This window comes from Polaromonas sp. P1_F4 (assembly GCF_056405675.1).
Genome location: NZ_JBFUBP010000001.1, coordinates 65,456 through 88,874 on the forward strand (window position 1 = coordinate 65,456; position 23,419 = coordinate 88,874).

Annotated in this window: 27 protein-coding genes; 18 read left to right on the top strand and 9 right to left on the bottom strand. The window is 62.2% G+C overall.

What is annotated here, in order from left to right:
* The first annotated feature begins 69 nt into the window (after positions 1 to 69).
* The 9 genes from AC1DYQ_RS00320 (at position 70) to AC1DYQ_RS00360 (ending at position 6,961) form a co-directional block, all read left to right on the top strand.
* Entirely contained in the window at positions 70 to 630 is a 561-nt protein-coding gene (locus AC1DYQ_RS00320) for a Fur family transcriptional regulator (RefSeq protein ID WP_477668042.1), read from the top strand.
* Positions 627 to 1,283: an ATP-binding cassette domain-containing protein gene (locus AC1DYQ_RS00325; protein WP_477685103.1), complete on the top strand. Its 657-nt coding sequence runs from the start codon at positions 627 to 629 to the stop codon at positions 1,281 to 1,283. Before AC1DYQ_RS00320 ends, AC1DYQ_RS00325 begins: the two co-directional genes overlap by 4 nt.
* A complete protein-coding gene (locus AC1DYQ_RS00330) occupies positions 1,280 to 2,497 on the top strand; it encodes an ABC transporter permease (RefSeq protein ID WP_477685104.1) in 1,218 nt (405 codons plus the stop codon). Before AC1DYQ_RS00325 ends, AC1DYQ_RS00330 begins: the two co-directional genes overlap by 4 nt.
* A 7-nt stretch (positions 2,498 to 2,504) precedes the next feature.
* Positions 2,505 to 2,789, top strand: coding sequence for a hypothetical protein (locus tag AC1DYQ_RS00335; RefSeq protein ID WP_477685105.1), 285 nt, complete (start codon positions 2,505 to 2,507; stop codon positions 2,787 to 2,789).
* Between the two features lie 69 nt (positions 2,790 to 2,858).
* The gene (locus AC1DYQ_RS00340; protein WP_477685106.1) at positions 2,859 to 3,440 is read left to right on the top strand and encodes a DUF3299 domain-containing protein; all 582 of its coding nucleotides are present in this window, start codon (positions 2,859 to 2,861) and stop codon (positions 3,438 to 3,440) included.
* A gap of 108 nt (positions 3,441 to 3,548) precedes the next feature.
* Positions 3,549 to 4,511: an AEC family transporter gene (locus AC1DYQ_RS00345; RefSeq protein ID WP_477685107.1), complete on the top strand. Its 963-nt coding sequence runs from the start codon at positions 3,549 to 3,551 to the stop codon at positions 4,509 to 4,511.
* Positions 4,512 to 4,532: 21 nt separating this feature from the next.
* Entirely contained in the window at positions 4,533 to 4,895 is a 363-nt protein-coding gene (locus tag AC1DYQ_RS00350) for a DMT family protein (RefSeq protein WP_457279960.1), read from the top strand.
* Between the two features lie 363 nt (positions 4,896 to 5,258).
* On the top strand, positions 5,259 to 5,906 hold the full coding sequence (locus AC1DYQ_RS00355) for a DUF47 domain-containing protein (RefSeq protein ID WP_477659753.1): 648 nt from the start codon (positions 5,259 to 5,261) through the stop codon (positions 5,904 to 5,906).
* A 17-nt stretch (positions 5,907 to 5,923) separates the two neighbouring features.
* On the top strand, positions 5,924 to 6,961 hold the full coding sequence (locus tag AC1DYQ_RS00360) for an inorganic phosphate transporter (RefSeq protein WP_477646378.1): 1,038 nt from the start codon (positions 5,924 to 5,926) through the stop codon (positions 6,959 to 6,961).
* A 140-nt stretch (positions 6,962 to 7,101) separates the two neighbouring features.
* Here the strand turns inward: AC1DYQ_RS00360 and AC1DYQ_RS00365 are convergent, their stop codons facing one another.
* Positions 7,102 to 7,578: a hypothetical protein gene (locus AC1DYQ_RS00365; protein ID WP_477685108.1), complete on the bottom strand. Its 477-nt coding sequence runs from the start codon at positions 7,576 to 7,578 to the stop codon at positions 7,102 to 7,104.
* Between the two features lie 7 nt (positions 7,579 to 7,585).
* On the bottom strand, positions 7,586 to 8,122 hold the full coding sequence (locus tag AC1DYQ_RS00370; RefSeq protein WP_477685109.1) for an N-acetyltransferase family protein: 537 nt from the start codon (positions 8,120 to 8,122) through the stop codon (positions 7,586 to 7,588).
* A 186-nt stretch (positions 8,123 to 8,308) separates the two neighbouring features.
* Here AC1DYQ_RS00370 and rpsP point away from each other — a divergent pair, with 186 nt between their 5' ends.
* From rpsP to hisC, 7 genes are all read left to right on the top strand, one after another.
* Positions 8,309 to 8,569 (top strand): 30S ribosomal protein S16, encoded by a 261-nt coding sequence (gene rpsP, locus AC1DYQ_RS00375; protein WP_477685110.1) that lies wholly within the window; start codon positions 8,309 to 8,311, stop codon positions 8,567 to 8,569.
* A 25-nt stretch (positions 8,570 to 8,594) separates the two neighbouring features.
* On the top strand, positions 8,595 to 9,203 hold the full coding sequence (rimM, locus tag AC1DYQ_RS00380; protein WP_477685111.1) for a ribosome maturation factor RimM: 609 nt from the start codon (positions 8,595 to 8,597) through the stop codon (positions 9,201 to 9,203).
* A gap of 58 nt (positions 9,204 to 9,261) precedes the next feature.
* Positions 9,262 to 10,041: a tRNA (guanosine(37)-N1)-methyltransferase TrmD gene (gene trmD / locus AC1DYQ_RS00385; protein WP_477685112.1), complete on the top strand. Its 780-nt coding sequence runs from the start codon at positions 9,262 to 9,264 to the stop codon at positions 10,039 to 10,041.
* Between the two features lie 142 nt (positions 10,042 to 10,183).
* Positions 10,184 to 10,549, top strand: a complete 366-nt coding sequence (gene rplS / locus AC1DYQ_RS00390; protein ID WP_077595343.1) for a 50S ribosomal protein L19 — start codon at positions 10,184 to 10,186, stop codon at positions 10,547 to 10,549.
* Positions 10,550 to 10,615: 66 nt separating this feature from the next.
* Positions 10,616 to 11,323, top strand: coding sequence for a CoA pyrophosphatase (locus AC1DYQ_RS00395; RefSeq protein WP_477685113.1), 708 nt, complete (start codon positions 10,616 to 10,618; stop codon positions 11,321 to 11,323).
* A 241-nt stretch (positions 11,324 to 11,564) separates the two neighbouring features.
* Complete coding sequence (locus AC1DYQ_RS00400) at positions 11,565 to 12,593, top strand: CobD/CbiB family protein (protein WP_457279969.1); 1,029 nt, start codon at positions 11,565 to 11,567, stop codon at positions 12,591 to 12,593.
* Positions 12,590 to 13,684, top strand: a complete 1,095-nt coding sequence (hisC, locus tag AC1DYQ_RS00405; protein WP_477685114.1) for a histidinol-phosphate transaminase — start codon at positions 12,590 to 12,592, stop codon at positions 13,682 to 13,684. The genes AC1DYQ_RS00400 and hisC overlap by 4 nt, the downstream gene beginning before the upstream one ends.
* Positions 13,685 to 13,720: 36 nt before the next feature.
* On the opposite strand, the gene rsgA is transcribed toward hisC, so the two are convergent.
* From rsgA to AC1DYQ_RS00420, 3 genes are read right to left on the bottom strand one after another with little or no spacing between them, the layout of a single operon-like run.
* Positions 13,721 to 14,704, bottom strand: a complete 984-nt coding sequence (rsgA, locus tag AC1DYQ_RS00410; protein ID WP_477685115.1) for a ribosome small subunit-dependent GTPase A — start codon at positions 14,702 to 14,704, stop codon at positions 13,721 to 13,723.
* Positions 14,701 to 15,021: a 4a-hydroxytetrahydrobiopterin dehydratase gene (locus AC1DYQ_RS00415; protein ID WP_436157846.1), complete on the bottom strand. Its 321-nt coding sequence runs from the start codon at positions 15,019 to 15,021 to the stop codon at positions 14,701 to 14,703. The genes rsgA and AC1DYQ_RS00415 overlap by 4 nt, the downstream gene beginning before the upstream one ends.
* Positions 15,018 to 16,307, bottom strand: a complete 1,290-nt coding sequence (locus AC1DYQ_RS00420; RefSeq protein WP_477685116.1) for a M48 family metallopeptidase — start codon at positions 16,305 to 16,307, stop codon at positions 15,018 to 15,020. Before AC1DYQ_RS00420 ends, AC1DYQ_RS00415 begins: the two co-directional genes overlap by 4 nt.
* A 35-nt stretch (positions 16,308 to 16,342) precedes the next feature.
* On the opposite strand from AC1DYQ_RS00420, the gene orn reads away from it, so the two are divergent.
* Complete coding sequence (gene orn / locus AC1DYQ_RS00425) at positions 16,343 to 16,906, top strand: oligoribonuclease (protein WP_477685117.1); 564 nt, start codon at positions 16,343 to 16,345, stop codon at positions 16,904 to 16,906.
* 380 nt (positions 16,907 to 17,286) lie between these two features.
* Positions 17,287 to 19,221: a DEAD/DEAH box helicase gene (locus AC1DYQ_RS00430; RefSeq protein ID WP_477685118.1), complete on the top strand. Its 1,935-nt coding sequence runs from the start codon at positions 17,287 to 17,289 to the stop codon at positions 19,219 to 19,221.
* A gap of 196 nt (positions 19,222 to 19,417) precedes the next feature.
* Here AC1DYQ_RS00430 and AC1DYQ_RS00435 read toward each other — a convergent pair whose 3' ends face one another.
* The 4 genes from AC1DYQ_RS00435 to AC1DYQ_RS00450 all read right to left on the bottom strand — a co-directional run bounded on the left by AC1DYQ_RS00435 (position 19,418) and on the right by AC1DYQ_RS00450 (position 23,345).
* Positions 19,418 to 20,314: an NAD(P)-dependent oxidoreductase gene (locus AC1DYQ_RS00435; RefSeq protein WP_477685119.1), complete on the bottom strand. Its 897-nt coding sequence runs from the start codon at positions 20,312 to 20,314 to the stop codon at positions 19,418 to 19,420.
* 69 nt (positions 20,315 to 20,383) lie between these two features.
* Positions 20,384 to 21,742, bottom strand: coding sequence for an NAD(P)H-dependent oxidoreductase (locus AC1DYQ_RS00440; protein WP_477685120.1), 1,359 nt, complete (start codon positions 21,740 to 21,742; stop codon positions 20,384 to 20,386).
* A 4-nt stretch (positions 21,743 to 21,746) separates the two neighbouring features.
* Complete coding sequence (locus tag AC1DYQ_RS00445; protein WP_477685121.1) at positions 21,747 to 22,628, bottom strand: phytanoyl-CoA dioxygenase family protein; 882 nt, start codon at positions 22,626 to 22,628, stop codon at positions 21,747 to 21,749.
* 30 nt (positions 22,629 to 22,658) lie between these two features.
* Positions 22,659 to 23,345 (bottom strand): GntR family transcriptional regulator, encoded by a 687-nt coding sequence (locus AC1DYQ_RS00450; protein WP_477685122.1) that lies wholly within the window; start codon positions 23,343 to 23,345, stop codon positions 22,659 to 22,661.
* Positions 23,346 to 23,419 lie beyond the last annotated feature (74 nt).

The window sequence follows — 23,419 nt, forward strand, 5'->3', positions numbered from 1 at the left end:
TTATGCGCGCGCATGGTGAAAATACACCGCGCGCTCTTTTGCCAAACTCTTTCCGAACGGCTTCATCCCATGGCATCCGTCCAACCTGTCAGGCGTTCCAGAACCGGCCCCGGCATCACCGCCGACGCGGACCCGATTGATGTGCTGCTGTCAGCCCACGGCCTGCGCCGCACCAGCGCTGCGCGGCTGGTGCTGGGCTGGCTGCTGGCCCACCCGGACACCAGCTACACGCACGCGCAGCTGCAGGCGGCATTGGGCGGTGACGATGATGCCGGCGAAGGCGTGACACTGGACCGCGTCACGCTGTACCGGCTAATTGACCGGCTCACGCAGGTGGGCTTGCTGCTGTGCCGCGTGGACGCCAACCGCGTGCGGCGCTACCAGGCCATGCCGAGCAGCGTGCACGCCATTCCCCATTTTGAATGCCAGAGCTGCCACCGCGACAGCCCCTTGTCGGGTGCGTTGTCGGGCAAGCGTTCGGGTGCGCTCAAGGCCAGCACCAAAGACCTGGAGCGCGCCGCGCAGACCGCGCTGGAAGCATTGAAGGCGCTGGGCTACCAGGGCATGAGCATGGACTTTGCCGTGCGGGGCGTGTGCGCCGACTGTGCCACCGGCGCGGCCTCTTCATGATCAGCACCCGGCAACTGGCTTACCGTTATGCCAACGGCCCCGGCCTCCAATTCGGGGATGTGGACGTTGCCCAGGGCGGTGTGCTGCTGCTGCGCGGTGCGTCGGGATCGGGCAAATCCACCTGGCTGGCGCTGGCGGCGGGTTTGCTGGCGCCCAGTGAAGGCGACATCACGGTGGCCGGCCGGTCCATCAAGGCGCTGGGCGGACGTGCAGGTGACGCATGGCGGGCTAAAACCATTGGCTTTTTGCCGCAGAAACTTCACCTGAGCACGGCGCTGACGGTGCAGGGCAACCTGGCCATGGCGCAGTGGGCCGCCGGCCAGCCGGATGATGAAGGCCGCATCGCCGAGGCGTTGGACGCGCTGGACGTGCGCGCGTTGTCTGATCGCAGGCCGTCTCAACTATCAGGCGGGCAGGCGCAGCGTGTGGCGCTGGCGCGCGCGGTGTTGCTCAAGCCGTGCGTGATCCTGGCCGATGAACCCACCGCCAGCCTGGACGACGACGCGGCCGCGGCGTCGCTGGCCTTGCTGCAAAGCGCGGCGCAGCAGCAGGGCGCCACGCTGGTGATTGCCACGCACGATGCGCGTGTCCAGGCCTTTTTTAAAGATAAAAAAGGCCTGCAGTCCTTATTGGTCGGGCGCAAGCAGCTATGAAAACGATAGCATTAAAAACCGTTGTGTTTTCATGGCGCTACCTGTGGTCGCGGCCGCTGGCGGCAGCGCTCAACCTGCTGCTGCTCACCCTGGGACTGGCTTCCATCACTTTTCTGCTGCTGGTCAGCCACCAGATCAGCCAGGCGTTTGACCGTGACGTGGCCGGCATTGATGTGGTGGTGGGCGCCAAGGGCAGCCCGATGCAGCTGATTTTGTCGGGCGTGTTTCACCTCGACGTGCCGACGGGCAATGTGCCGCTGGCGGCGGTGAAGGAGCTGGAAAAGCATCCGCAGGTCGCCAAGGTCATCCCCATCAGCCTGGGCGACAGCTTTCGCGGCTTTCGCATTGTGGGCACCACGCCCGACTACATCCACCATTACGACGCGCAGCTGGCGCAGGGCGCGCTCTGGTCCAAACCCATGCAGGCAGTCATTGGCGCGCAGGTGGCGCAGCAAACCGGCCTGAAAGTGGGCGACAGCTTTACCGGCACGCACGGCCTGGGGGGCGGCGGTGAAGAGCACAAGCTGAGCCCTTATGTGGTGTCGGGCGTCCTGGCCGGCAGCCACACGGTGCTGGACCGCCTGGTGCTGACGGCCACCGAGTCCGTCTGGCAGGTGCATGAAACCGACACCGCGCTGGACGACGACGACCGCAAGGTACTGGAAGAAGAACGCGAAATCACGCTGGCGCTGATCCAGTACAAGACGCCGCTGGCGGCCGTGACCTTTCCGCGCTACATCAACAGCAGCACCGAGATGCAGGCCGCTGCGCCGGCGCTGGAAATCACGCGCCTCCTGAGCATGGTGGGGGTGGGCACCGACGTGCTGCGGGCGCTGGCCGGCGTGCTGCTGCTGACGGCGGGTCTGAGTGTTTTTATTGCGCTGTGGGGCGCCGTGCGTGAGCGCCGGGCCGACCTGGCGCTGCTGCGCATGCTGGGCGCACCGCCGGCCCGCGTGGCCGGCCTGCTGCTGTGCGAAGCGCTGTGGCTGGCGCTGCTGGCGACCGTGCTGGGCGTGCTGGCGGGGCAGGGCCTGACGGCGCTGCTGGCCTGGGCGCTGCAACTTGAAAAATCTGTCTTGATCGGTGCGCTGTCATGGCCGGTCGAGCTGGTCAGTGTGCCGGTACTGGCCTTGGGTGTGGCGCTTGCGTCTGCGTTGCTGCCCGCCTGGGAAGCCTACCGGGTCAGTGTGTTTGAACTTCTCCAATCAAGGTAACCTTCTTATGACAAACCCTTCTTCGATCAAAAAATTCCTCACCCTGTCTCCTGTTGCAGTTGCGTTTGCAGCGGTGGCCCTGAGCGCCACGTTCTCGCTGGCCCATGCGCAGCACAACGACAAGGAAACCAAGGAAGACATCCAGCGCCACCGCGCCATGGCCGCCGCCCATGAAAACGCCGCCAAATGCCTGGAATCGGGCAAGAAAGACGAAGTTTGTGAAAAAGAGCTGCAGGCCGCTTGCAAAGGCCTGGCCGTCGGCAAATACTGCGGGATGAAGCACGTTCATTAACGTCCACTGACGTCACCGGGACGCCCCTGAAGTGGCCTCACCTTTTGTCTGGATTTTCTGGAGTACCGCATGACCGCCTCTTTTCGCCCTCGCACACCAAGCCTTTACGGACTGAGGTGGGCATTGGCCTGCAGCACGCTGCTGGCCGCTGCTGGCCTTTCGGCGCAAACGCTGTCTTCACCGCTGGCGAATGGCGGCAAGCCTGCCGCGGCAGGGCCGGCGTTTGACATACCGGTCGGGCAGGGTGCGGGCGTGCATGGCGCCAACAGCCCGTTTCCGCCGCTGGCAGCCCGCACGGACGTGGTGCCCTGGTCGGTGCTGACCGCCGTGAAAACCAAAACCGAGAAAAACCGCATCCTGCCGGTCTTCACCCTCGACCAGATGGCGCTGAACCAGAAAACCCAGCGCATCCAGGGCTTCATGATGCCGTTGGACCCGGGCGAAAAGCAAAAGCATTTCCTGCTGTCGTCGGTGCCGCTGACCTGCGCCTTCTGCCTGCCCGGCGGGCCTGAGAGCATGGTCGAAGTCAAAACCAAAACGCCGGTGAAATACAGCATGGAGCCGGTGGTGGTGGAGGGGCGCTTCCTGGTCCTGAACGACGACTCTTACGGCCTTTACTACCGCATCACGGATGCCACCAGCGTCAGGTAAGAGCCGCGCACAAAACTGCCGTGGCTGAAGCTTTTCAAGCGGAGCCGTCCCGCAAAATACGGAGACGGCACCGCGACGGCCTGGCAACCCGCACGCTAAGATTGCGCAATGAACCAGCTTGTCTTCGTGTCCCTGCTTCCCGTCGTGTTGTTGATTGCTACAGGTTTCATAGCTGGTCGCGCACAGTGGATAAGGCCCGGAGCGATAAAAGACCTTTCAAACCTGATCTTCCTGCTGCTTACGCCGGCTTTGTTGTTTCGCACCATGAGCCGGGTGCATGTGGAGGAACTGGACTTCAAGCCGGTGCTGGCTTACTTTCTGGCGGTCGTGGTGCTATTTGGCGGCACCTTGCTGCTGCAGGGCTTTAACCGCCGCGCAGCGGTGCTGGCGCTGGCCAATACCTTTTCGAACACCGTGATGATCGGCATTGCGCTGATCGGGCTGATGTATGGACCGCAAGGTCTGATTACGCTGTTCACGTTGGTCTCGGTGCATTCGCTGGTGCTGCTGACCAGCGCCACGGTGGTGCTGGAGCTGGCGGTGGCGCATGAACAGAAGCTAGGCACGTCTGATGAAGTCACCACTGCGCCGCGCCACCCGGTGGCCACGGTGTTGATGGCCGTGAAAAACGCGTTGCTGCACCCGGTGCCGCTGCCCATCATGGCCGGCTTGCTGTTTGCGCAGACGGGTCTTACGATTCCCGTGGTGGTCGACAAGCCGCTGGAACTGCTGGCCAATGCTTTCGGTCCGCTGGCGCTGGTGCTGGTGGGCGTGACGCTGGCCAACACGCGCGTGGGTGAGCACTGGCGGCCGGCGCTGGCACTGGCCGGCGTGAAAAACCTGCTGCACCCCTTGCTGGTGTTCGGCCTGTGCCGCCTGCTGGGTGTGGGCGGCGTGCCGATGGCCGTCATGGTGGTGGCTTCGGCCCTCCCCATTGGCGCCAATGTGTTTTTGTTTTCCCAGCGCTACAAGGTGGCGGAAGACCTGATTACCGCCAGTGTCGTGGTGTCTACCGCGCTGGCCCTGGTGACGCTGACCATTGTGCTGCTGCTGGTCGGGCGGTTTGTCTAAATCTCATTCACGGAGCCATTGATGCAGTTCCTACAGTCCCTTCCGGTATCGGCGCAAACCATCGGCCTGCTCCTGCTGTCCAACGTGTTCATGACCTTTGCCTGGTACGGACACCTGAAAAACCTGGCCACCTCACCCTGGTACATCGCAGCGCTGATCAGCTGGGGTATCGCACTGTTTGAATACCTGCTGCAGGTGCCAGGCAACCGCATCGGCTTTACCCAGTTCAGCGTGGGCCAGCTCAAGATCATGCAGGAGGTGATCACGCTGAGTGTGTTCGTGCCTTTTGCAGTGTTCTACCTGAACGAGCCGTTGAAGCTTGACTATCTGTGGGCCGCGCTGTGCATGGTGGGCGCGGTGTATTTCATCTTCCGTTCCGCCTGAGTACTCGGTATTTGTCCCTGCCCCTGATTGGCCCTTGTGGATGCGCCGAGGAGCGGAGGTTCAGACGGATCAGGGCAAAAACTTGTTTGAGCCGAAGGCGAGTTGTTTTTGACCCCGGCTGGACCGAGCACCGCAGGTTGCCCGCAGCGAAGCGTAGGGACGCAGGAACCAGGGTCGCCTTTTCTTTGCTTACTTTCTTTTGGCGAAGCAAAAGAAAGTGAGTTGCATGCCGGGCAACCCCCGGCCAGCAGCCTAAGCAGTAAACCCACCGTCAGACACCCAAGCTACCTAAAATCCCGGGCGGTTAAACTTCTAGCTGTTACAAAAACGTCATATTTTTGACTTACTCCCTGAGGAACTGACATGCTGTTTGGCAAATTGCTGCCGCGCGAAGGCAATTTTTTCGAGATGTTCAACCAGCATGCCGAACGCATCGTCGAAGCCGCCCATGCGTTTTCGAACCTGGTCGCGAACTACGCTGACGTGCAAAAGCGCGAAGCTTTCAACCGCGAAGTTGACCACGCCGAGCGCGCCGCCGACCGCATCACGCATGAAGTCAACCGGGCGCTACACAAGACTTTCATCACCCCGATCGACCGCGAGCAGATCCACAAGCTGATCAACACCATGGACGACGTGGCCGACCTGATCCAGGATTCGGCCGAAACCATGGCGCTGTACGACGTGCGCCACATGACGGAAGACATCGTGCGGCTGACCGACCTGAGCGTCAAATGCTGTGAACGCCTGCAGGACGCCGTGGCGCTGATCGAAAAAGTCAGCGATGCCGCGACGGCCGAAGCCGCCCTGAAAACCTGCGAGGAAATCGACAAGCTCGAGTCCGACGCCGACCGCGTCATGCGCTCCGCCATGAGCCGGCTGTTCCGCGAAGAGCCCGATGTACGGGAAGTGATCAAGCTCAAGGCGGTGTACGAACTGTTAGAGACCATCACCGACAAGTGTGAGGACGTGGCCAACCTGATCGAGGGCATCGTCCTCGAGAACTCCTGATCACGGGCGGCTGAACCATGCAAACCGTACAGGCCGCCCTGTGGGTGGTGTTCCTGCTGGTCTTCCTGGCCATTGCGTTCGACTTCATGAACGGCTTTCATGACGCGGCCAACTCGATCGCCACGGTGGTGTCGACGGGCGTGCTCAAGCCGGGGCAAGCGGTGCTGTTCGCCGCTTTCTTCAACTTCCTGGCGTATTTCATCTTCCACCTGAGCGTGGCGGCGACCATCGGCAAGGGCATCGTGATGCCGGGTGTGGTGGATACGCATGTGGTGTTTGGCGCACTCATGGGTGCCATTACCTGGAACATCGTGACCTGGTTTTACGGCATTCCCAGCAGCTCTTCGCATGCGCTGATAGGCGGCATCGTGGGGGCCGTCATCGCCAAGGCCGGTGCCAGCGCGCTGATCGCCTCGGGCGTGTTCAAGGTGGTGGCATTTATCTTTGTCTCGCCGCTGCTCGGATTCTTGCTGGGCTCGTTGATGATGGTGGCGGTGGCCTGGGTGTGTCGCAGGACGACGCCGTCGAAGGCCGACCGGTGGTTTCGCCGGCTTCAGCTGGTGTCCGCCGGCGCTTACAGCCTGGGGCACGGCGGCAACGACGCGCAGAAAACGGCCGGCATCATCTGGTTGCTGCTGATTGCCGCGACCACCAGCAATGTGCAGGGCTTGCCCGTGTGGATGATGGCGACCACGGAACACCTGCCGATCTGGGTGGTCATCGTTTGCTACATCGCGATCGGCTTCGGCACCATGTTCGGCGGCTGGCGCATCGTGAAAACCATGGGCCAGAAGATCACCAAGCTCAAGCCCGTGGGCGGCTTCTGCGCCGAGACCGGCGGCGCGCTGACGCTCTTCCTGGCGACCGGACTGGGTATTCCTGTCTCCACCACGCACACCATCACCGGCGCCATCGTGGGCGTAGGCTCCACGCAGCGCGCTTCAGCCGTGCGCTGGGGCGTGGCCGGCAATATCGTCTGGGCCTGGATTTTCACGATCCCGGCTTCAGCATTCGTGGCAGCAATCGCGTACTGGGTCAGTCTTCAGGTTTTCTGATCGCGCCACGCACTGAGCATGCGTCGTGGCCTCTCTTTAATCAAGCCGGGGCCGCGGAACTGGCTTTGCCAGGCCGCAGGCGCAGCGGCCCCCTCGGGGGGCAGAGAGCTACACGAAGTGAGCGACCGTGGGGGCCATATTCACTGCGATATCTTCTTGGCCTCTTCGACTTGGTATTCAAAGTAGCGCTGGAAGCTGAAGACGATGCTGGACATCAGCGAGATGGTGCCGAACAACAGGGCAAACACCACCGCGCCTATGGTCAGCCAGTTGGTGTTGCCCGCCTGGGTATCGGGCGTAGCCGTGTTGTGCAGCGCGTTCCATTTGTCGGTCGACATCAGGCCGTAGTAAATCGCGGTGAGCGCCGTACCGGCCAGCGTAAAGCCCAGCAGCGGAATCAGCACCCAGGCGAGGTGGTCGTCCTGCCCATAAAGCCGTACACGTTCCACGCCCCACCAGCCCAGCGCGGCGGCGATGGGGTGCAGCCAGGCCCAGACGTCGCCCAGGCCGAACAGGTAGAGGCGGTGCACGCCGAGCTGGCCGGTGATGAAGGCGAGCCAGGCGGCGAGGGTTTTGTTTTTGGGCGCTTTAGGGGCTGTGGAGGCAGTTGCTTGCATGCGGCGATTATGCGGCGGGTGCATCCACCGGCGGCTGCGTGTCGCCTGCGCCCAGGGTCTTTTCCATGATGACGATGTCGCGCCAGGCGCCGAACTTCCAGCCGCAGGAGGCAATGGTGCCGACCTCTTTGAAGCCAAGCGAACGGTGTACGCCCACCGAGCCGGCGTTGGCCGAATCACCGATCACGGCCATGGCCTTGCGTACGCCCACCGCTTCAAGCTGTGCCAGCAACTCGGCCAGCAACGCGCGGCCCAGGCCCTTGCGGTGCAGGTCAGGCGCCAGGTAGATCGAGTCTTCCACCGAGAACCGGTAGGCCGGGCGCGGCTTGAACCAGTTGCCGTAAGCGAAGCCCACAATTTTCCCGTCTTCCTCGGCGACCAGGTAGGACAGGCCCTTGGACAGTACGTCGGCCCGGCGGGTCGTCATGTCGGCCACACTGGGAGGCTCGGTTTCGAACGTTCCTGTGCTGTGCAGGACGTGATGACCGTAAATGGCCGTGATGGCGGGAATGTCTTCTTCGCGGCTGGGACGTATGAGGGGCATGTCTGTCGTGGTTTCGGGGATAGGAGAAGGGCGGGGAGGTGAATTTGGGCCAAAACCGTTCCGCAGGCTATAATCTCAGGCTTTGCAGCAATTCGCTGGCCGGGTGGCCATGTCGTGTGTCTCAAGCGCTGCAGAACATTGGGGTATCTACCTTACCGGTAAGCCCCACCACCCGAAGGATAAATCATGGTCGTCATTCGACTTGCACGCGGCGGTTCCAAGCACCGTCCTTTTTTCAATATTGTTGTGGCTGACAAACGCGTTCGCCGCGACGGCCGTTTCATCGAGCGCATCGGGTTTTACAACCCGATTGCCAAAGGTGGCGAAGAAGGCCTGCGCATTGCGCAAGACCGCCTGACCCACTGGATCGGTGTGGGCGCCCAGCCGTCTCCTACCGTTCTGCGCCTGGTCAAGCAAGGTGCTACGGCTGCTGCCAAAACGGCCTGAAGAACTCGGTCTGATTTAGAGATTGATGCAGCCCGGCCTTCAATCGTCGGCAGGCTTGACACCCTCAAGCCTTCCGCACGACGCCATCGAAGTCGGGCGCATCCTGGATGCCTGGGGCGTCAAGGGCTGGGTGAAAATCCTGCCGCACAGCACCGATCCAGAAGCGCTTTTTGCGGCCAAATCCTGGTTTTTGCAGGCGCCTGACGCCAAATTCCGCCCGGGGTTTACCGTGTTCTCCGGCACAGTCACGCTCAGCGTCGACGAAGCCAAAGTCCATTCCGATACCGTTGTCGCCAAATTCATGGGCCTTGATGACCGCAATGCGGCCGAGGCCTTGCGTGGCGCGCGTATCTTCCTGCCACGCAGCAGCTTTCCCGCCGCCTCCAAGGATGAGTACTACTGGGTCGACCTGATCGGCCTGAACGTGGTCAACCGCGAAGGCGTGCCATTGGGCCTGGTGCGTGACCTGATGGCCACCGGCCCGCACTCTGTCCTGTGCGTGGAGTACACCGTCCAGCAGGAAGACGGCTCGAGCGTGACCGCCGAACGCATGATTCCGTTTGTCTCCGTGTATGTCGACACGGTGGATATCGCCGGCAAATGCATCACGGTTGACTGGCAGCCGGACTACTGATTTTTATGGCCCAAAGGGGCTGTTGCCCCGAAGCGCCGGGCTCGCACACAATAGCCCCATGCGCTTCGACATCATCACACTTTTTCCCGAGCTTTTTGCCCCCTTCCTGGTCAGCGGCGTGACCCGCCGCGCCTACGAATCAGGCCTTGTTGAGGTCAAGCTCTGGAACCTGCGGGACTTTGCCGACGGCAACTACCGCCGCGTGGACGACCGCCCTTTCGGCGGCGGCCCCGGCATGGTGATGATGGCTGAGCCGCTGGCACTGTGCCTTGAAAAAATACAGGCTGATCGTGCTGCGAGCGGTGCGCCCAAGGTTCCCACAGTGCTTTTTTCTCCCGTGGGCAAGGCTTTGGACCATGCCGGCGTTGAAGGCTGGTCGGCCGGCGCCGGTGCGGTATTGATCTGCGGCCGCTACGAAGGGCTGGACCAGCGCTTCATCCAGGCGCATGTTGACTTGCAGGTCAGCCTGGGCGATTTTGTGCTGTCGGGCGGGGAAATTGCCGCCATGGCCTTGCTCGATGCGGTGGCCCGGCTCCAGCCCGGCGTGCTCAATGACGAGGGCAGCCACCAGCTGGACAGCTTTAATCCTGCACTCGACGGCTTGCTGGATTGCCCCCATTACACGCGGCCCGAAAGCTGGCGCGGCCAGCCTGTTCCGACCACCCTGATGTCTGGAAACCACGCCCACATTGAGCGGTGGCGGCGCGAACAGCGCCTGGCGCTGACGCAGCGCCAACGCCCGGAATTGGTGCAAATGGCACGGCAGAGTGGGAATTTGAGCGAAAGTGACGAGGCTTTTTTGGCCGATTTGGTCGAAAACCCGGACAAAGACGCTTGAAAAAGCAGTGACTTGCTATAATCAAAGGCTTTTCGATCCTCTGGCGGCCACTGCAACCATCTGAATCATCTTCGGGTGAATCCATGGATTTGCGGTCTTTAGCGTAGCGCGTGTATGAGCGAAGAAGTTAGATGGAAAAATCATGAATCTGATCCAGACCCTTGAGCAGGAAGAAATCGCCCGCTTGAACAAGACCATTCCCGTTTACGCTCCCGGCGACACCGTGATCGTCAGCGTCAATGTGGTGGAAGGTACGCGTAAACGTGTGCAGGCTTTTGAAGGTGTGGTGATTGCCAAGCGCAATCGCGGCCTCAATTCCAGCTTTATCGTTCGCAAGATCTCCAACGGCGAAGGCGTGGAACGTACGTTCCAGGTTTACAGCCCGCTGATCGCGAAGATTGAAGTCAAGCGCCGTGGTGATGTGCGTCGTGCCAAGCTGTACTACCTGCGTAGCCGCAGCGGCAAATCCGCACGTATCAAGGAAAAGCTGGGCGCCAAGGCTGCCTAAAAGCACCTCCGCCCTGAAAAGCCGCTCTGTCGAGCGGCTTTTTTTTGCCTGCTAACCTCTCATTCCATGAACAACACCCGGCCCCTGCCGAAGTTTGACCCCCGCAGCATCCCGGTGCTGGGTATTGATGACCATCTGGCGGGCGTCCCTTCTGCGCATCTTTCGCCGGAAGCGCTGCGCCAGCGTTTTCGGCATCCGCCTGTTTGGACACCCGAACACAGCGTTGAAAAGAAATTTACCGACCGCACGCCTGCGCTGGCTGCGGTGCTGATTCCGCTGGTCATGCGGGACGAGCTGACACTGCTGCTGACGGAGCGGACCACCAACCTGTCCACGCACTCAGGCCAGGTCGCCTTGCCCGGCGGCCGCACGGATGAGGCCGACCGCGATGCAGTGGACACCGCGCTGCGGGAAGCGCACGAGGAGGTCGGCTTGCCGCGCGACCATGTGGAGGTGCTGGGCACCTTGCCGACCTACGTCACCGGCACCGCTTTCATCATCACACCGGTCGTGGCGCTGGTAAAGCCCGGCTTCGTGCTGCAGCCCAACCCCGGTGAAGTCGCAGATGTCTTCGAGGTGCCGCTGGGCTACCTGATGAACCCGGCCAACCATCGCCGCCACGAGATGGAGTTCGACGGCGCCCTGCGCCAATGGCTTTCGATGCCGTACTTCGACCCCTCCATGGAAGGTGATGGCAACGAGGCCAGGGAGCGCTATATCTGGGGCGCGACGGCCGGCATGCTGCGTAATCTCTATCGTTTTCTGGTGGCCTAGCACCCCTGTCCGGACTCACTTCGTGTAGTCCGTTCCCCCCTCTAGGGGGCGGCGCCTGCGGCCCGGCGAAGCCGGTTCCGCGGCCCCCGCTTGGACGGCCCACGCTGGCAGCGCCCCAAAGAATTCTGCAAGCCAGCATGAGCCGCGGGGCTGGCTATGCCAGACCGCAGGCGGGCGGCCCCCTCGGGGGGCAGGGAGCTACACGAAGTGAGCGACCGTGGGGGCCAAGTTATGATTCCTCATGAGCTTTTTTGCCGTTTTGTTTGCACTCATCATCGAACAGGCCCGTCCGCTGGCCCGCGGCAACTGGATTCATGCGGGATTCCGGGGCTGGGCGCGCTGGACTAATCGCAGCCTGGATGCCGGCAAACCGCACCATGGCTGGATCGCATGGACGGTCGCCGTGCTGGTGCCGGCGCTGGTCACCTTCCTGATTCACTGGCTGCTGTGGACCATCAATCCCGTGCTGGCTTTTGCGTGGAACGTGGCAATCCTCTATGTCACGCTGGGCTTCCGGCAGTTCAGCCACTACTTCACGGACATACGCGATGCGCTGGATGACGGCGACGAAACGACAGCGCGCGAATTGCTGGCGCAGTGGCGCCAGGTCGATGCGAGCGAGCTTCCGCGCAGCGAAATCGTCCGCCACGTGATTGAATATTCGGTGCTGGCCGCGCACCGCCATGTGTTCGGCGTGCTGGGCTGGTTTTCGGTGCTTGCTGCGCTGGGGCTGGGGCCCGCGGGCGCCGTGCTCTACCGCATGAGCGAGTTCGTTTCACGCTACTGGGCCTATAAAAGAAGGACCGCCGCCGCGGCAGGCGAGGGCGCCAGTACGGCGCTGCAGCTCGCCGCAAGCCGTGCCTGGGGCGTGATCGATTTTGTGCCTGCCCGTGTCACCTCGCTGGGTTTCGCGGTGGTCGGCAGTTTTGAAGACGCCATTGATGCCTGGCGCAACTACACGCACCGGTTTCCGGTTGGCACACCTTCGGCCTCTGAAAACCGCAACGACGGGATCATCCTGGCTGCTACGTCCGGTGCCGTGAACGTGCGCCTGGGCGGCGAAGCGCTCAAGACCACGTTTTCAGCGGACACCTCGCAAAGTTTCCAGGCGGGTGGCCTGGACGCGGAAGACGGCATCGCCACAGAAGCCACGCCTGGCCGTGAACCCGAAGTGGCGCACCTGCGAAGCATCGTGGGGCTGGTGTGGCGTTCCGTGGTCCTGTGGATGGTCTTGCTGGCGCTGCTGACCCTGGCACGCCTGCTCGGATGAGCGGCAGCCCGCCTTCCGCCTTGCCCTTCGGGCAATCCTTCTGGAGCCCTGCGGTGCGCGGTCTTGTGCCGTATGTGCCGGGGGAGCAGCCCGGCGTTGCGGACCTGGTCAAGCTCAACACCAACGAGAACCCTTACCCACCGTCGCCCCGTGTCGTTGCCGCCATCACGGCAGCGGCTCAAAACGGCCTGCAGCTTTATCCCGACCCGCAGGCCAACGCACTCAGGCGGGCGATTGCCGGCTGCCACGGCATAGATCCTGATCAGGTGTTTGCCGGCAATGGTTCGGATGAAGTGCTGGCGCACGCTTTCTGCGCATTTTTCCGCCACGGCCAGCCGCTGTTGATGCCGGATGTCAGCTACAGCTTTTACAAGGTGTACTGTGGGCTCTATGGCATTGAGGCCGGGCTCGTGCCGCTGGATGCGTCTCTGCGCATCAATGTGGCGGATTACACCGCACCATGCGCAGGCGTGGTGATTGCCAACCCGAATGCGCCCACCGGCACCGGGCTGCCACTGGCGCAGATCGAGCAATTGCTGCAGCAACAGCCCGAGCGGGTTGTACTGGTAGACGAGGCCTATGTGGATTTCGGCGGTGAAACCGCCATCGGACTGATTGCGCGCTATCCCAACCTGCTGGTGGTGCACACGCTGTCCAAGTCGCGCTCGCTGGCCGGGTTGCGCGTTGGTTTTGCCGCCGGCCAGCGCCACCTGATCGAAGCCCTTGAGCGCGTGAAAGACAGCTTCAACTCCTATCCGCTGGATCGCCTGGCCATCGCCGGCGCCGTGGCCGCTTACGAGGACCGTGCTTATTTTGAAGCGACCTGCACGGCCGTGATCCAGAGCCGCGATCTGTTAAGCCGGCAGCTGCAAGGCCTGGGCTTTGACGTCTTGCCCTCGCAAGCCAACTTCGTGCTGGCTGGTCATCCTGGCCACGACGCAGCGGCCTTCGCGGTCGGCTTGCGCGAGAAAAACATCCTGGTGCGGCACTTCAGGCAAGCACGCATCGATCAGCATTTACGCATCAGCGTGGGCACACCGGCGCAATGTGAGGCACTGGTGCAGGCCTGCCGCGAGCTGCTCAAGGCCTGACGTTATTGCCCGGCCAGCCGCTGCCCGTCAATTCCGTCAATAGCGGGGTTGCGACAGTTCGGCAAACAATTCGCTATACAAACGATAGCGGCTCGCGCTGATTCCGTCTGGGCTGGGGCCCGATTTGACCTTTGAAATCACGCCACAACCCGGCTCATGCAGGTGGGTGCAGTTGTAGAACTTGCAGTCTTGGGCGTGCGCCTTGAGGTCGGGCATGTAGTTGGCCAGCTGCACTGGGTCAATGTGGTGCAGCCCGAACTCCTGAAAGCCCGGCGAGTCGATCAGCGCAGTGGTCCTCTGGTTGCCCGTGCCGGTATTCACCCAATACAGCGTGGTACTGGTGGTGGTGTGTTTGCCTGAATTCAGGGCCTGCGATATTTCCGCCGTCAGCACCCGTGCATCGGGCACCAGCAGGTTGGTCAGGCTGCTTTTACCGGCACCCGAAGGTCCCAGCACCAGCGTCTTCTTGTCCCGCAACAAATCCGTCAGTTCCTGCAATTCCGGATGCGGGGCATCGGCCGGCCCGCTTGTCGCTGTTTTGGGCTTGATGGCCAGCGAGAGCATTCTGTAGCCCATGGCCCGGTAGGGTGCCAGCTTGGCCCAGGCGCGCCCGAAAGGCTCGGTGAGGTCGCTTTTGTTCAGGGCGATGATGGGGGTGATGCCCTCGGCTTCAGCGGCAATCAACGCGCGGGTCAGCTGGCTTTCCGAGAACTCTGGCTCGGCTGCGATGAGGATCAGCACCTGGTCGAGGTTGGCGGCGAAGGACTTGGTGCGCATCTCATCCTGCCGGTAAAACAGGTTGCTGCGCTCTTCAATTTTCTCGATGGTGCCTTCGTCTTCGGAAGGCAGCCAGCGAATGCGGTCTCCCACCACGGCCTGGCTTTTTTTGCCGCGCGGGTGGCAGATGAGGCGTTCGCCGGTGTCGGTTTCTACCAGCACATGGCGGCCAAAACCCGCCACCACCAGCCCGGGCCGCGTGCCTGCGATGGGCGCGGCGGCAGGGCGTGCCGGTTTGCTCAAGCCAGCAAGGCGTCAACCTTCGACGCACAGAAAAAATCACTGACAGAGACACCATCGACGTCGTGCGTGTTGAAACGCACCGTGCATTTGCCGTAGCTCACGGCCAGGTCGGGGTGATGGTCTTCGGCGTTGGCAATGAAAGCCAGTGCGTTGACGAAGGCGATGGTCTCGTAGTAGTTCTTGAAGCTGTAGGTTTTTTCCAGCGACCCGTCAATCAGGCGCCAGCCCAGGGCCTGCTCGCCATTGAGCTTGCTCAGCTGGGTGACGATTTCCGTGGCGCTCAGGGCGCGGCGGTTTTGGTGGATGGGGTTGCTCATGTCGCGGTGCTTTCAACAGAAGGGATCATGCGGCCCAGCCGTTCGGAGGCGGGCGGATGCGAATAGTAAAACTTCACAAATACCGGGTCGGGCGTGAGGGTGCTGGCATTGTCCTGGTAGAGCTTGAGCAGGGCGCTCTGCAAATCCTTGCCGTCCGTCTGTGCCACGGCATAGGCGTCGGCCTCGAACTCGTGTTTACGCGAGAACTGCGCAAATACTGGCGAGATGAAGAAGCTGAAGAGCGGCACCACCAGCAAAAAGAGCAGCAGCGCCAGCGCGTCGTTGGCGCCGGTGAGGTTGGGCCGCACGCCCAGGCCGGTGTAGAACCAGACCTGTGACGACACCCAGCCCAGCAAGGCAAAACCGGCCAGGCTCATGGCAAACATTGAGACGATGCGTTTGATGATGTGCTTGTGCTTGAAATGGCCCAGCTCATGCGCGAGCACGGCATCCACTTCACCGGGGTTCAACTGTTTGAGCAGGGTGTCGTAGAACACCACGCGCTTGGCTGCGCCGAAGCCGGTGAAATAGGCATTGGCGTGGGCCGAGCGTTTGCTGCCGTCCATCACGAAGAGGCCTTTCGCCGCAAAGCCGCAGCGCTGCATCAGCGCTGTCACGCGCGCCTTCAGCGTTTCGTCTTCGAGCGGTTTGAACTTATTGAACATCGGCGCGACGACGGTGGGGTAGAGCACCAGCACCAGCAGGTTAAAACCCATCCAGGCGCCCCAGGCCCATAGCCACCACAGGCTTCCCGCGCTGCCCATCAGCCACAGGATGAGCGCCACGATGGGCAGGCCGATGACGATGCCGACCAGCGTCGACTTCACCAGGTCGGCCAGCCAAAGTTTCAGGGTCATCTTGTTGAAGCCGAAACGTTCTTCAATGCGGAAAGTGCTGTACAGGGTGAAGGGCAGGTCGAGCAAACCGCTGATGAGGCCAAAGGCGGCCAGCAGGGTCAGCTGCGGCACCAGCGCGCCCCAGGCGGCCAGGCCCGAACCGGCTATCGCCTGGTTCAGCGTGTCGATGCCGCCCAGCAGCGTCCAGCCCAGCAGCACGGCGGCGGCGAAGGCCATTTCCAGCATGCCAAAGCGTGCCTTGGCGATGGTGTAGTCGGCGGCCTTCTGATGCGCCTGCAGCGAAATCGTGGCCGCAAAAGCAGCGGGCACGACATTGCGGTTCCGTGCCACATGGCGGATCTGCCGCGAAGCCAGGTAGAACTTCGTGAGCAGCCCCAGCACCAAAAAGGCAGAAAACACCCCGGTGAAAACAAGCGAATAGTCAGTCATGGCTGGCAGTTTAGGCGATCAGCGAGAATCGCAAGATGCCTGAAACTGAACCCCTACTTAAAAAATCAGACCAGAACCTCGTCTGGCTGGACTGCGAAATGACCGGCCTCGACCCGGAAAAAGAGCGCCTGATCGAAATCGCCGTCATCGTCACGGGCCCACAACTCACGCCGCGCGTTGAAGGCCCGGTTCTGGCGATCCACCAGACCGACGAGTTGCTGGATCAGATGGACAACTGGAACAAAGGCACCCACGGGCGCAGCGGCCTGATCGACAAGGTCAAGGCCAGCACCGTGGACGAGGCAGATGCTGAAGCGCAGATTCTGGCTTTTTTGGCCCGATACGTTCCCAAGGGTGTTTCGCCGCTGTGCGGCAACACGATCAGCCAGGACAGGCGCTTCCTGGTCAAGTACATGCCCAAACTCGAAGCCTTCCTGCACTACCGCAACGTTGACGTCAGCACCTTCAAGGAACTGGCCAAGCGCTGGAGTCCCGAGGTTTACAGCGCCTTCAAAAAGCGCCAGAGCCATACCGCCCTGGCCGATGTGCATGAGTCGATTGACGAGCTTGAGCACTACCGGCAACACTTTCTGAAGTGAACGTGGCTTAAGCCTTTTTTGGGATTTGGCGAGGCAGGACGGGCGCAAGAAGCTATTGAAATGATAGCAAATCAGCGTGCATGCGGCTGCGGCAGGAAGCCGCAATGGACTCGTTTGGTCAGGGGGACTGGTAGAAACCCGCAAAGCACGCTATAATCGTGGGCTTGCAGTGCACTGGGTGCCCTGCATTTGTACATCTACCTCACACTTTTGACTCCAATAACGGAGTCACCGCTTCGGGCACATTTCTGCTGCCTGGACCGCATATTCGTTTGATGGTTGATGTTTTATTAACCATGAACGAATCCTCCGCATCGCGGGGGTGAAGTTTCCTGTTCCCTCGCCAAAAGCGTTGCGCACAGGTGATTAGTGAGAAAAACATGACTGACTCTTTTGAGGCTCGTGGCGACGTTTTGCCCGACACAAATATTGATACCACCGCTGAAGCCGTGATCCACGTGATTCCGGACTTCTCTTCGGACGAGCCTTCGATGGCTCCCACCTCCCTGGAAGCCGTAGTAGCCGAACCCAATGGTTTCGTGAAGCTGGGCCTGGCCAAGGAACTCCTGCAAGCTGTCGCCGACATGGGTTTTACCCAGCCGACGTCCGTGCAGATGGCCACCATTCCCAAGGCCATGCAGGCCCTGGACCACGACGCCAAAAGCGACCCCAAAGCCAAATTCACCGACCTGCTGGTTTCCAGCCAGACCGGTAGCGGCAAGACCGCAGCCTTTCTGCTGCCCGTGCTGCACACCCTGCTGAAACAGCAGGAAGAAGCCGAGCGCTTTGAGCGTTCCGAATTTGAACGCCTGAGCGCAGAAGCCGTAGCCCGCGGCGAAGCACCCCTGAAAAAACCCAAGCGCAAGGACCCGACCAGCCCGCGCAACTTCAAGGCAGCCACGCCCGGCGCACTGATCCTGTGCCCGACGCGTGAATTGGCCCAGCAGGTTTGCGCCGACGCCATCGACCTGGTTCGCCATTGCCGCGGCCTGCGCATTGCCAACGTGGTGGGCGGTATTCCTTACCAGCTGCAAATTGCCAAGCTGCAAAATGCCGACCTCGTGGTAGCCACCCCCGGCCGCCTGCTCGACCTGCAGCGCAGCATGCAGATCAAGCTGGACCAGGTGCAGTTCCTGGTCGTCGACGAAGCCGACCGCATGCTGGACCTCGGCTTTGCCGATGACCTGACCGAAGTCAACCAGCTCACGATCGAGCGCAAGCAAACCATGATGTTCAGCGCCACGTTTGCGCCGCGCATCATGCAACTGGCCACGCGCGTGATGCGCCAGCCGCAGCGTGTTGAGATCGACTCGCCGCATGAAAAACATGCGTCGATCACCCAGTCGCTGCTGTGGGCCGACAACATGACCCACAAGCGCAAGCTGCTGGATCATTCGCTGCGCGACACCACCATGAACCAGTCGATCGTGTTTGCCTGCACCCAGGTTGAATGCGACGGCCTGGCCAATGACCTGGTGCAGGAAGGTTTCAGCGCTGTGGCGCTGCACGGCGCGCTGGGCCAGGGCCTGCGCAACCGCCGCCTGATGGCTTTCCGCGATGGCCGCGTCCAGATTCTGGTCGCGACCGACGTGGCTGCCCGCGGCCTGGACGTTCCGTCGATCACCCACGTGATCAACTACGGCCTGCCGATGAAAGCCGAAGACTATGTGCACCGCATCGGCCGTACCGGCCGTGCCGGGCGCGAAGGCCAGGCGATCACGATTGCCGAATTCCGCGATCGCCGCAAGATCCAGGACATCGAGCACTACATGCAGCAGAACCTCAAGCCCAGCGTGATCGCCGGTCTGGAGCCACAGCAGCGCTTTGCCCCGACCTCCGACCGCCCACGCGGCAACTTCGGCGGTGATCGCGGCGACCGCGGTGGCCGCAGCTTCGGCGGCGGTGGTGGTGATCGCGGCGGCTATGCCGGCCGCAAGCCGGCAGGTGGCTTTGGTGGTGGTGCTGGCGGTGGTTTCGGCGGTGGCGGCTTCGGCGCACCCCGTCACAACGACCGTGACGACCGCGCTCCCTTCCAGGGCCGCGCTCCTGGACCACAAGGTGGTTATGGCGACCGTTCCGGTTTCAATGACCGCGGCCCGCGCCGCCAGGATGACCGTGGCTTTGGTGGCGGCAACAATACCGGTTTCGCCCCGCGTGAAGACCGCAACTTCGGCGCCCGCAACGAAGGCTTTGCACCGCGCCCTGACTTTGCCAATCGCAAGCCAGGCGGCTTTGCCAAACCCGCAGGCAAGGTGTTTGTGCCCCGCGATGCGGCCAAGAAGGCCGGCAAGTTTTCCAAGCCAGCGCGTGACTGAACGCTAAAGGACGGTCCCTGGTGGCCGCCTCAGAAAAATGCCGCTGCGGAGCAATCTGCAGCGGCATTTTTCATGGGCGTCACCGGTTCGCATCGTGCGGATTGCTATGAATTCAATAGCTGCTTGCGCTCGTTGTCATTGGCTTGCAGGCCATTTTTATGAGAAATTGCCGGCATGCCTGCATGGGCAGCGCAAGTCAGCTCATGCCGTTGCGGCTGGCCAGCTCGACAAACAACGCCGACTGGTCCAGGTCGGTGAGGCCGTTTTCAACGCCTTCGGCATAGAGCTTTTCAAACAGGGCTGTCACGGGCGCTTCAAAGCCGATCTCCTGTGCGGTGGCCAGCGCATTGCGTATGTCCTTGAGCTGGATGTCCATGCGGGCGCGCGGCGCGAAGTCGCGCTCCAGCATGCGCTGGCCGTGCAGCTGCAGCACGCGGCTGTCGGCAAAGCCGCCGGTAATCGCTTCCTTGACTTTGGCCATGTCGGCCCCACCGCGCGCGGTGAACAGCAACGCCTCGGCTACAGCGCCTATGGTGATGCCCACAATCATCTGGTTGGCCAGCTTGGTGAGCTGGCCGCTGCCGTGCGGGCCCACGTGAACGGCGTGGCCGAGGTGCTTGAGTACAGGCAGGGCCCGCGCAAAATCTTCCGCCTTGCCGCCGGCCATGATGGCCAGCGTGCCGCTTTGCGCGCCGCCCGGGCCGCCTGAAACCGGCGCATCCACATGGGCAATGCCCAATGCGCCCAGGCGGGCCGCATGGTCGCGTGCTTCGCGCGGCTGGATGGAGGCCATGTCCAGAAAGAGCGCGCCCTGTTTCATCGCGGCGGCCACGCCCTGCGTGAACAGCACGTCTTCCACCACCGGGCCGCTTTCGAGCATGCTGATGACGATATCGGCAGCGGCCACTGCGGTGCTGGCTTGTGTGTGTTGCGTGGCGCCTAGCGCCGCCAGCGGGCCGGCCTTGCCCGGCGTGCGGTTCCATGCCTGCAGTGTGTAGCCCGCTTCGCACAGGCGCCTGGCCATGGGCAGACCCATGATGCCCATGCCCAAAAACGCGATGCGGGGCAGGGGGGTGTCACTTGTGATGGTCAATTCATGTCCTCGGAATGGCGTTGAACCATCATGAAGGAACCGGCGGGTAGAAGGCTGTCAGGCAGCTTTCTAGGCGGCTTTTTTCATCGCCGGCACAAACATGCTTTCCATCTCCTGGCGCACTTTCCAGGCGTGGGTCGATGTGTCCATCGCCACATCGGCCCAGCTCAGACTCTGGCCTTTCTTGACCGCGCGCACGACCTTGACGTTATGCGCCAGGCCCAGCGGCAGCCCGCCCATCTTCATCGAGGTGTCGGCCGGTAGCAGCTTGCCCCACACGGTATAGCCGCCTTCGCCGTCCAGCATGTCGCCGGGCTGCAGGTCGCGTTTGGCCGTGGCCACCACGTCAGCGTTCCAGCAAGTCGCCACGCCGGTGGGTTCACCACGCAGCGCCACACTGGCCACCGACACGCCGACTTCCAGCCCGATCAGGTGCCAGCGCTTGTACAAGGTGAAGTAACGCCCGCTCGGGTCGGTGTGGGCGTTGTATTCCTCAAAGCAGTTCTTGATGTAGTCCGTTTCGGCCTCTACCGTGACCCAGACGCCCATGCGGATGTCGTACGGAATCTTGCGGCCGTTGGCCTCCAGTGACGAGATCACTTCGACCATGCCTTTGTGCTCGAGCACGCCGCCTTCACTGATGGGGCGTGTCACGTAGGGAATGTCTTCCACGCTGGCCGGCGGGTAAAGCAGGCCATTGCTGGGCACGGTCAGGCCCGTGGCGTTGGCCACAGCAGTCGATTCGATGGAGGGCTTGGAGCCGTCGAGAAAGCTGTTGAACATCTTTGGGTTGAGCCCGCCGCGCGCGGCCTGTTCGGGCGTGAGGCCGTAGTTGCCCCACACGGTTTCGGGTGTTGATTCGCAAAAATGCGGCAGCCATTTGTGGCCGCGTCCTGCCGCCACCACCGGGAAGCCGCAGGTGCGCGCCCAGTCCACCAGGTCGCAGATCAGCGCCGGCTGGTCACCGAAAGCCAGCGAATACACCACGCCGGCCTCTGCGGCCTTGCGCGCCAGCAGCGGGCCGCAAAAGGCATCGGCTTCTACCGTGACGTTGACCACATGCTTGCCGTGCGCAAAGGCTTTCAGGCAATGCTCTACCGCCGCGATCGGATTGCCGGTGCATTCCACAATGATGTCGATCTGCGGATGCGTCACCACTGCCTGCCAGTCGTCGGTGATCCAGGTTGCTCCTGTTTTGATAGCTGCTTGCGAAGATTCTGCCTGGGCTAGAGCCGGATTCCAACCCACACGGGCGAGGTTGGTGCGCGCCGCGTCAGGCGACAGGTCGGCAATCGCCACCAGGTGTACGCCAGGCGTCCGTGGAACTTGCGCCAGGTACATGGAGCCGAATTTGCCGGCGCCTATAAGGCCGATGCGCACCGGTTTGCCTTCGGCCGCGCGCTGCTGGAGTTTTGTATAGAGGTTCATGAATTCAGGCCGCCTTGCGCTCAGGCGCAATCTCTTCCATCGACGTCTGCAACGCCGTGGCGGGCACACCGTCCTTCCACGGCAGATCCACCGGGTAGTCTTTGAGCAGGCAGTCGTCGGGCAGGCATTCGATCGGCGTGAAGTCGCGGTGCGCGATGTATTCGGGGCGTTTGTGGCGACGGATGTGATTGCTCACCGCGCACAGGCTCAGGTAGACGCTGACACGGTTGAAGGGTGAGAGGTTGCTGCCCGAGGCGTGCACCAGGCAGGAGTGAAAGAGGATCATCGAGCCTGCCGGGCCCTTGGGGCTGACGATACCACCTTGCTTTCCACCGGCGCGTTGCACCAGCTGGCGGATCAAATCGTTGTCCACCGTCCAGAGCGGGTAGCTGGTGGTCGTCAGGTCGTGCTTCGCATCGACCACGCCTTTTTTGTGGCTGCCGGGGATGAACATCAGTGGGCCGTTGTGCTCGGTCACGTCGTCCATGAAGATGGCCACGTTCATCGCGCGCTCGGTCGGCATCATGTCGTCATTGAGCCAGGTGCCGTAGTCCTGGTGCCACTGCCAGACGTCGCCTTCAAACGCCATCTTGCCGTTGATCTTGAACTGGTGCATGTAGAGTTTTTCGCCCAGCAGGTCTTCCACCGGTTCGATCATGCGTGGGTGCCGCGCGAGCCGCGCGAATGGCTCGCTGTACATGTGCGCGGCGAAATTGGTGCGCACCGCGTCCTTGCCTTTTTCACGCACGTTGTAGTCTTCGCGCCGGCTGTAGAGCTCAGGCACGGCCTCGTTGAGCACGCGGGTTTCTTCGGGCGTGAAGAGGCCGGGGAAAAACAGGTAGCCGTCGCGGTCGAATTGCGCGAGTTGCTCCGGGGTCAGTTTCATCGCATGTCTCCTGGTGTGTGTTGTCGGGTGTCAGGGCGCTGCGCGAGCGCCGGTCTGGCTGAGTGCGCTGGACAGCAGGTTTGCCAGGTTGTGGCCCGCTTCCTCGCCATGCTCGCGGATCAGTGCTTCGGCCCGGGTTTCATCACCGGCCGCGATGGCCTCGGCAATGGCTTCGTGCTCATCCCAGATCGATTCCCGCATGGTCGAGACCTGCAACACAGCACCCATGGCGCGGCGGATGTGGTGCCAGTGCAGCTGCGCGCTCTGGGCGATCAGCGGGTTGCCTGAGGCGGCGTAAATGGCCGCGTGAAATTGCGCGTCGGCCGCCATCATGGCCTTGACGTCGTGGCCGCGCGCGGCCTTGCGGCCCTGGCCGATCAGTTGCGGGTCGAGCCGGCAGCGGCCTTGCGCGGCCAGCCGGGCGGCCAGCGCATCGAGTGCGCTGCGCACCTGGTAGATCTGTACCAGCCATGCCACGTCCAGTGGCGCCACCAGCACGCCGCGCCCCGGGGCGTCCAGTACAAAGCCGTCTTTTTTCAAGAGGCGCAAAGCCTGCAGCACCGGTTGTCGCGACACCGCGAGTTGCTCGGCAATGTCCTCCTGCATGATGCGCGCACCCGGTGCCAGCGAACCTTCGCTGATGGCGTCCAGCAGGCTGCGGTAGACCTGGTCGACGAGGTCGGGAGTGGATTCGATTTTGATCAGTTGTTGCGGCATATTCGTACTCTGTATACAGAATACACCGCTATCAAAGGCGTGAAATTGCGGGTTTACCCGGAAATGGCTGCGGG

Excerpts from the sequence above, each read along its gene's own strand:
- AC1DYQ_RS00395 (WP_477685113.1), top strand. The coding sequence starts at position 10,616 with ATGAACAACACCCGGCCCCTGCCGAAGTTTGACCCCCGCAGCATCCCG.
- AC1DYQ_RS00370 (WP_477685109.1), bottom strand. The coding sequence starts at position 8,122 with ATGCCCCTCATACGTCCCAGCCGCGAAGAAGACATTCCCGCCATCACG.
- AC1DYQ_RS00320 (WP_477668042.1), top strand. The coding sequence starts at position 70 with ATGGCATCCGTCCAACCTGTCAGGCGTTCCAGAACCGGCCCCGGCATC.
- AC1DYQ_RS00360 (WP_477646378.1), top strand. The coding sequence starts at position 5,924 with ATGCAAACCGTACAGGCCGCCCTGTGGGTGGTGTTCCTGCTGGTCTTC.
- AC1DYQ_RS00340 (WP_477685106.1), top strand. The coding sequence starts at position 2,859 with ATGACCGCCTCTTTTCGCCCTCGCACACCAAGCCTTTACGGACTGAGG.
- rpsP (WP_477685110.1), top strand. The coding sequence starts at position 8,309 with ATGGTCGTCATTCGACTTGCACGCGGCGGTTCCAAGCACCGTCCTTTT.
- AC1DYQ_RS00345 (WP_477685107.1), top strand. The coding sequence starts at position 3,549 with ATGAACCAGCTTGTCTTCGTGTCCCTGCTTCCCGTCGTGTTGTTGATT.
- AC1DYQ_RS00325 (WP_477685103.1), top strand. The coding sequence starts at position 627 with ATGATCAGCACCCGGCAACTGGCTTACCGTTATGCCAACGGCCCCGGC.
- AC1DYQ_RS00365 (WP_477685108.1), bottom strand. The coding sequence starts at position 7,578 with ATGCAAGCAACTGCCTCCACAGCCCCTAAAGCGCCCAAAAACAAAACC.
- AC1DYQ_RS00335 (WP_477685105.1), top strand. The coding sequence starts at position 2,505 with ATGACAAACCCTTCTTCGATCAAAAAATTCCTCACCCTGTCTCCTGTT.
- AC1DYQ_RS00445 (WP_477685121.1), bottom strand. The coding sequence starts at position 22,628 with ATGAAACTGACCCCGGAGCAACTCGCGCAATTCGACCGCGACGGCTAC.
- AC1DYQ_RS00440 (WP_477685120.1), bottom strand. The coding sequence starts at position 21,742 with ATGAACCTCTATACAAAACTCCAGCAGCGCGCGGCCGAAGGCAAACCG.
- trmD (WP_477685112.1), top strand. The coding sequence starts at position 9,262 with ATGCGCTTCGACATCATCACACTTTTTCCCGAGCTTTTTGCCCCCTTC.
- AC1DYQ_RS00420 (WP_477685116.1), bottom strand. The coding sequence starts at position 16,307 with ATGACTGACTATTCGCTTGTTTTCACCGGGGTGTTTTCTGCCTTTTTG.
- rplS (WP_077595343.1), top strand. The coding sequence starts at position 10,184 with ATGAATCTGATCCAGACCCTTGAGCAGGAAGAAATCGCCCGCTTGAAC.
- hisC (WP_477685114.1), top strand. The coding sequence starts at position 12,590 with ATGAGCGGCAGCCCGCCTTCCGCCTTGCCCTTCGGGCAATCCTTCTGG.
- AC1DYQ_RS00400 (WP_457279969.1), top strand. The coding sequence starts at position 11,565 with ATGAGCTTTTTTGCCGTTTTGTTTGCACTCATCATCGAACAGGCCCGT.
- AC1DYQ_RS00415 (WP_436157846.1), bottom strand. The coding sequence starts at position 15,021 with ATGAGCAACCCCATCCACCAAAACCGCCGCGCCCTGAGCGCCACGGAA.
- AC1DYQ_RS00330 (WP_477685104.1), top strand. The coding sequence starts at position 1,280 with ATGAAAACGATAGCATTAAAAACCGTTGTGTTTTCATGGCGCTACCTG.
- orn (WP_477685117.1), top strand. The coding sequence starts at position 16,343 with ATGCCTGAAACTGAACCCCTACTTAAAAAATCAGACCAGAACCTCGTC.
- AC1DYQ_RS00355 (WP_477659753.1), top strand. The coding sequence starts at position 5,259 with ATGCTGTTTGGCAAATTGCTGCCGCGCGAAGGCAATTTTTTCGAGATG.
- AC1DYQ_RS00350 (WP_457279960.1), top strand. The coding sequence starts at position 4,533 with ATGCAGTTCCTACAGTCCCTTCCGGTATCGGCGCAAACCATCGGCCTG.
- rimM (WP_477685111.1), top strand. The coding sequence starts at position 8,595 with ATGCAGCCCGGCCTTCAATCGTCGGCAGGCTTGACACCCTCAAGCCTT.
- AC1DYQ_RS00430 (WP_477685118.1), top strand. The coding sequence starts at position 17,287 with ATGACTGACTCTTTTGAGGCTCGTGGCGACGTTTTGCCCGACACAAAT.
- AC1DYQ_RS00450 (WP_477685122.1), bottom strand. The coding sequence starts at position 23,345 with ATGCCGCAACAACTGATCAAAATCGAATCCACTCCCGACCTCGTCGAC.